This window comes from Streptomyces huiliensis, from assembly GCF_020037025.1.
GTDB lineage: Bacteria > Actinomycetota > Actinomycetes > Streptomycetales > Streptomycetaceae > Streptomyces > Streptomyces huiliensis.
The window spans coordinates 1-6079 of the sequence record NZ_JAIQLH010000342.1 but is presented as its reverse complement, the minus strand read 5'-3'; the positions used below and the strand labels follow the sequence as shown (position 1 = coordinate 6079).

The window sequence follows — 6079 nt, the reverse complement described above, 5'->3', positions numbered from 1 at the left end:
GTTGCGCACCGGTGAAGGGTGGGACAGGGTCCGTCATGCCGCCCGCCGGGTCCTCGTCGCGGAACTCGGCGGCGCGTGGCGGCGGCCCCTGCCGGAGATCGCCGTCATCCGGTGAGGAAGTCGAGCATCACCTGTGGCGTGGGAGCGTGAGCGACCTTGGCGGCCGCCGCGGCAGCGCGCGGCCGGGATGCCGTGGAGGTGCAGGACGCGGGCGAGGGTGAGGCCGCCGAGTCCGGCGCCGATGATCGTGACAGGGGTGTGCATGGGGCTCCTCGTGAGGTGGCGGATTCTCGTGTGGAACTGCGGATCCTCGCGTGAAGACGACGGACCCCCGCCCGCGGCGGCGGACCCTGACGTGAGGCGGCGGACCCCGGCGTGAGACGGCGGCCCCCGGCGTGAGGCGGCGGATCAGACGACGAGGACCCGCCGCCCGCGCGTGTGCCCGGCCTGGCTGTCGGCCTGCGCCGCGGCCGCCTCGGCGAGCGGGTATGCCTTCTCGACGGGGATGTGGAGCCGTCCCCGCGCGAGGAGGTCGGCGGCCTCGTCGAGGGCTCGCGGTACGTCTCCGGTCACACCGGAGAACCGGACGCCGTGTTCCGGCGCGCTCAGGTCGGCGATGGAGACCACCGTCCGCGGATCCCCGGTCAGCGCGACCAGTTCACGGATGACGCCCGAGCCGGCCAGGTCGAGGGCCGCGTCGACCCGGCCGAGCCGCCGCACCCGATCGGCCCAGCCCTCGCCGTACGTCGTGGCGAGGGCGCCCAGGCCGCGCAGATAGTCCTGGTTGGCGGCGCCGGCCGTGCCGATCACCGTGATGCCGCGGTCCCGGGCGATCTGCAGCACCGCCGACCCGACCCCGCCGGACGCGCCGCTGACCAGCAGCGTCTGCCCGGGACGCACGCCGGTCTGCCGGATGACGCGCAACGCGGTCTCCACGACGGAGGGGTAGCCGGCCGCCTCTTCGAACGTCAGGCCCTCAGGCATCCGGGCCCAGGCCGACAGCACGGCGAACTCGGCGTAGGTGCCCGCACCACGCCCGAACACGCGATCCCCGGCCTCGACCCCCGCGACGCCCGCGCCGACCTCGTCCACCACCCCGGCCGCGTCCTGCCCGATCCCGGCGGGCAGTTCGACCGGGCGGACATCCTGGAACTGGCCTTCACGGATCCTCCAGTCGACGGGGTTCACGCCCGCCGCCCGCACGGCGACGCGTATCTCGCCGGGGCCCGCGTGGGGCTCCGCGGCCTCCGTGAGGCGCAGGACGTCCGGACCGCCGAACTCGGCGAAGCTCACTCTCTTCATGCGGTGACCGTAACACTAACGGTTAGCTTTCTGAAGCCGTTACGGCTTTGGCTGACGTGAACGCCGACGGCTCACCGGGCGTCCTCCTTGCGCGGAGCGGGAAGCGCCGGAGTCGCGTACTGGGCGGCCTGGAGCTCGTACAACTCCCGGTAGTGGCCGCCCTCCAGGGCCATCAGCTCCTGGTGGCCGCCGGCTTCCACCAACTCCCCCCGGTGCAGGACGTAGATGAGGTCGGCGGTCGCGGTCGCGGCGAGGCGGTGGGTGATGAGCAGGACGCTGCCCACCCCGTCGTCGGTGAAGGACCGCAACGAGTCGAACAGCGCGATCTCGGCCTTCGCGTCGAGCGCGGCCGTCGGCTCGTCGACGATCAGCAGATCCCGCTCCCGGTACACGGCCCGGGCGACGCCCACCCGCTGCCACTGCCCGCCGGACAGGCGCACACCGCGTTCGAACCCCTTGACGGCGATCGAGTCCCATCCGTGGGGCAGCTCCTCCACCGCGGGCCGGATGCCCGCGTACTCGGCGGCGGCCTCGACCTTCTCCTGGCGCAGGGACCGGCCCGCGTCGCCGATGTGCACGTTGGCGCGCACCGTCATCGGCCAGCAGCTCACGTCCTGGGGGAGGAGGGCGACCCGGTCGAAGACGCTCTCGCGGTCGGCCCGGCGGATCTCGACGCCGTTGTGCGTCACCTGACCCGACGTCGGCAGGTACAGGCCGGCGACGATCCCGGCCAGGGTGGACTTGCCCGACCCGTTCTCCCCGACCAGGGCCACCACCTTGCCGCGGGGGATCGTCAGCGACACCCCCCGCAGCGCGTCACGCGCGGCGCCCGGGTAGCGGAACGTCACGTCCTCCAGCACCACCTCCAGCCCCTCGCCCTCCACCGCGGTCCCGCCGCACGGGATGGCGTGCCGCGCGCCCAGCTTGATCGAACGGTCCATGTCCGCGAGGTACAGCGACTCCTCGCACATGCGGTTGAGCTGGGAGACGATCTGGTTCAGGTACTGGGTGGCGTTGCGGATCGCGAGGACGGCCGTCCCCGCGGCGGCCAGCGGCATGCCGCCGGCGACCAGCAGCCACCACAGCAGCCCGTAGGACAGGACGCGGGCGGTGCCGGACAGGGCGGCCGCCACGATCTCCGTCCGCGCCTCCGCGCCGGCCAGCCGCGCCTTCTCCGCCACCGCCGTGCGGCCCATGTCCCGGTGCGACCGGATCAGCAGCCGCCCGGCCCCGTGCACGCGCAGCTCCGGCGTCGCGTCGGCCCGCGTGATCGGGTACAGCAGGACGTCGACGGCGCGCCGGTGGTCGATCCACACGTGCCGCGAGGCGTAGGCGCGGCGCATCACCACCACCGCGCCCCACCAGCGCGGTGCGGCGATGAGCAACAGGGCGGCCAGGAGCAGCGGATGGAGCGCGCCGAGGACGACGGCCGCCGCCGCCAGGCTCATCAGACCGCTGGTGACGGTGACGGCGTTGGAGAGCATCCGCTGGACGGAGTCGGTGCCGTAACGGCCGAGGGCCAGCCGGCGGTGGATGTCCTTGTCCTCCATCGCGGACATCTCGACCCGCGTCATCATGCTGTAGTAAGCGCTCGTGCAGGACAGCTCGATCTTCGGGTACAGGTGCCCTTCGGTCCTGACGATCAGACAGCCCAGCAGCACGGTCCCGGCCGCGGACACCCCGGCGAGCAGCAGCGCGGGCAGCGCCTCGCGCAGCTTCTCCGGCGTGGGGCCGTCGGCGAACAGATGCACCAGCACCTGGTTCGTCGCGACGAGCAGGAACGCCGACATCGCCCCGGAGGCCACCTGCGCGACGACGAGGACGACGAGCGACCGGGGGTCCTCGCGCCACGCGACACGGGCGATCATCGCGAGCATGCCCGGAAACTGCCGGGCCATCGACCAGAAGCTCATGCGCAGCAACGGGTCCTCGTGGACGGCCCACGCCTTGTCGTGCCGCAGCGCCCCGGAGAACAGCAATCGCTCACTCTCGGACAGCGGCGCCGGGCCCGCCCCCGGTTTGCCGCCTGATGTACGTGCCACCTGTCCTTTCTCCCTCCCTGGTGGGCAAAGAGCACCGGATTCCAGGCACCCAGTGCTCAACTGGCTTTCCTGGGTTCCGGTTACGGCCTTGAGCGGACCGACTCCGCGTGGCTGCGGAACCACCGCGCGGGGCCCGCGGGTCGAGGGGATGGCGGGGGCGCCCGGGACGAGGGGGTCGTGGACCGCCATGATGCGAGGATGACCAACCCGAACCTCGGCACCGGCAGTACGTGGCGGCTCCTCCACCAGGACGAGGAGATCGCCCGGCTGACCGTCACCGAGACCGACATGCCATGGGTCTTCGCCGAAGTGCAGACCTTCCCCGGCTTCGAAGAGTTCCGCCCCCTCTTCGCCGGGCAGGAACGGGCCCTGGAGGAAGGGGAATGGGAGCGGGCCGACGCCCACGGCGACCGGATCCGCGGCTCGCTGACCCTGACCCCGCCGGACGGCAGCCCGGTCGCCGAGTACATGCTGCGCGTGTACGAGGACGGCACGGCCGGTTGGCGCTGGTACGCCGATCAGGCCGCCGCGGTCAGCTGACCCGGTCCCTCGTGCCGGGCAGGGTCCCGGCCGGGGCCGTGTCCCGCCCCGTCGCGCTCGGGTCGTAGTCGGCCAGCGTGCGCCGCGCCGTCCAGCCCTGCCGCCGCGCCTTCGTCACGTCGAGGACGACGCCGCGCGCCAACTGGTCGACGGCGTACCGGGTCAGCCAGGGGTCGGCGTCCCGCCGCGACCCGGCCAGTGTCTCGGCCGCGGCCGCGGCGGCACGGGCCAGCGGCAGGGGAAGGTGGACGATCCGGGCGCGCACCCGGTGCGCGCGCAGGACCGCGCGGATCGCCGCGTCGCGCCGGTAGGGCACGGGATCGGCGACGTTGTAGGCGCCCGGCGGCCACCCGAGGGCGCTCAGGCACGCGTCGGCGAGGTTCTCGACCGCCGTCAGGCTCAGGAGGACGTCGGGTCCCGGCAGCGGCAGCCGGCCGGCCCGTACGCGGGACAGCAGACGGGGCACCAGATGCGGGTCCCCGGGCCCGTAGACGGCCCGCGGCCGGACCACCACGGCCCCGGCGGCGAGTGCCAGTGCCTCGCCCGCCGCCTTGGTCCGGCCGTACGCGTTCCGCTGCCCGCCGACGAGGTGGCCCTCGTCGAGAGGGCGGCGGGAGCCGGGCGCGTACACGCTGGCGCTGCTGACGTACACCACCGGCCGTCCCGCCGCCGCCTCCAGCAGACGGGCCGTCCCGGTCACGTTCACCGAGTGCATCGCGCTCTCGGCCCGTGAACCGGGAACGGGATCACCGACCGCCGCCGCGCAGTGCACGACCAGGTCGGCGCCGGTGAGATCGGGCGGTGCTGCCGTGGCGTCCCAACGGACGTGCCGGCCCACCGGGCCGGGCCGGCGGCCCACGCACAGGACGTCCATGCCGCGGGCGGCGGCGGTGGCGGCGATGTGGGAGCCGCAGAAGCCGGCGGCTCCAGTGACGGCGATCGTGGTCAAGGTCTCTCCACGGAGTTCAGGAGGCGGTCGTCGTTCAGAGACCGGTCGTCGTTCGAAGACCGGTGGTCGCGCGGACGGTCAAGGAGCGCCAGCCCGGCAGCGCGGCCCGGCGGTCCACCCGGGCCCGGACGACGCCGGGCCGGTAGGGCGCGAGGGCCGCGAGGGCGTCGTCGAGCTGCGCCCGGGCCAGCCGGGCGCCCGGGCAGGCGTGGGGGCCGGCGCCGAAGACGAGCTGGGCCGTCGCGGGCGGGGCGGGGCGGTACGGGTTCGGGGGCAGGTCGTGCGCGCGTGCGGCGTGCCGGGCCACGAGGAGCAGCCGCTCTCCTGCCCGCACGGGACAGCCGCCCAGCACGGCGTCGGCCGCGGCGACGCGGGGGAGCACCGGGGAGGGCGCGGTGACCCGCAGCAACTCCGCCACCAGGGCGGGCCGCAGCGACGCGTCGGCGGCCTGCGGCCACAGGCCGGCGTCCGCGCACCAGGCGGCGGCGCGGGGGAGTGCGGCGACGGTCGTGTTGACGGCGGCGACGGCCAGCATCGCGCGCAGGCTCCGCTCCCCGGCACCAGACGGCGACGCGAGCAACTCTTCGAGACGCTCCGCGGCACGAGCGGCCGCGCCCCGGGTGCCGGGGCGTCCGAAGCCGGGCAGATGGTCCCGCACGGCGGTGGCGGCCACCTCGCCGGCCGCCACCGCCACGCCCACCGGGTCGGCGGCGGTGCCCACCAAGGCACAGACGGTCGCACCGGCGAGCTCGCGGGCCACCTCCACCAGGTCGACGGACCGGCCGGCGCGCAGCGGCAGGAGACGGCGGTCGAGAACGTCCTGCCACACCGGCCGCAGCCGCTCCACCCCGGCCGAGCCGAGCGCGTCGGCGACCGCACGCCGGCCGTCCCGGTGCCCGCCGCCCTCCTGGTCGAACAGCGCACCGCCACCGGACAGTTCCCGCGCCGCCCCACCGGTGGTGCCCACGGCCGTACGGTCCAGCGGGACGCCCGTGAGCGCCCGCCGGTACACCTCGGTGTCGTGCACCAGCACCGCGCCGCCGATCCGCGCGACGGGCCACCGGCGCGCCACGGCCAGCAGCGCGAACAGCAAGGGGTGCGAACCGGTGTACACACGCCGGTCGCGACGGCACGCACGCGCCGCAGGGCCGGACGGGCGGGCGGCGGGCGCCGCCGGCCCGACTCCGGCCGGACGCGTACGCCCCGAAGCGGCGCCGGCAGCCGGCGGCCCTGTCCCTGCCGGCCG

General features: G+C 75.0%; 5 protein-coding genes. 1 reads left to right on the top strand and 4 read right to left on the bottom strand.

All coding sequences use genetic code 11. From position 1 onward, the window contains the following. Positions 1-408: 408 nt before the first annotated feature. A complete protein-coding gene (locus JNW98_RS32870) occupies positions 409-1302 on the bottom strand; it encodes an NADP-dependent oxidoreductase (RefSeq protein ID WP_223771956.1) in 894 nt (297 codons plus the stop codon). Positions 1303-1373: 71 nt separating this feature from the next. Further along, complete coding sequence (locus JNW98_RS32865; protein ID WP_223771955.1) at positions 1374-3344, bottom strand: ATP-binding cassette domain-containing protein; 1971 nt, start codon at positions 3342-3344, stop codon at positions 1374-1376. Positions 3345-3542: 198 nt separating this feature from the next. Here JNW98_RS32865 and JNW98_RS32860 point away from each other — a divergent pair, with 198 nt between their 5' ends. Next, a complete protein-coding gene (locus tag JNW98_RS32860) occupies positions 3543-3884 on the top strand; it encodes a hypothetical protein (protein WP_223771954.1) in 342 nt (113 codons plus the stop codon). On the opposite strand, the gene JNW98_RS32855 is transcribed toward JNW98_RS32860, so the two are convergent. Together JNW98_RS32855 and JNW98_RS32850 are read right to left on the bottom strand one after the other, a co-directional pair. Further along, entirely contained in the window at positions 3877-4833 is a 957-nt protein-coding gene (locus JNW98_RS32855) for an NAD-dependent epimerase/dehydratase family protein (protein WP_223771953.1), read from the bottom strand. The genes JNW98_RS32860 and JNW98_RS32855 overlap by 8 nt on opposite strands. Before the next feature lie 34 nt (positions 4834-4867). Next, positions 4868-5947, bottom strand: a complete 1080-nt coding sequence (locus JNW98_RS32850; protein ID WP_223771952.1) for a cytochrome P450 — start codon at positions 5945-5947, stop codon at positions 4868-4870. Between the last annotated feature and the right edge of the window lie 132 nt (positions 5948-6079).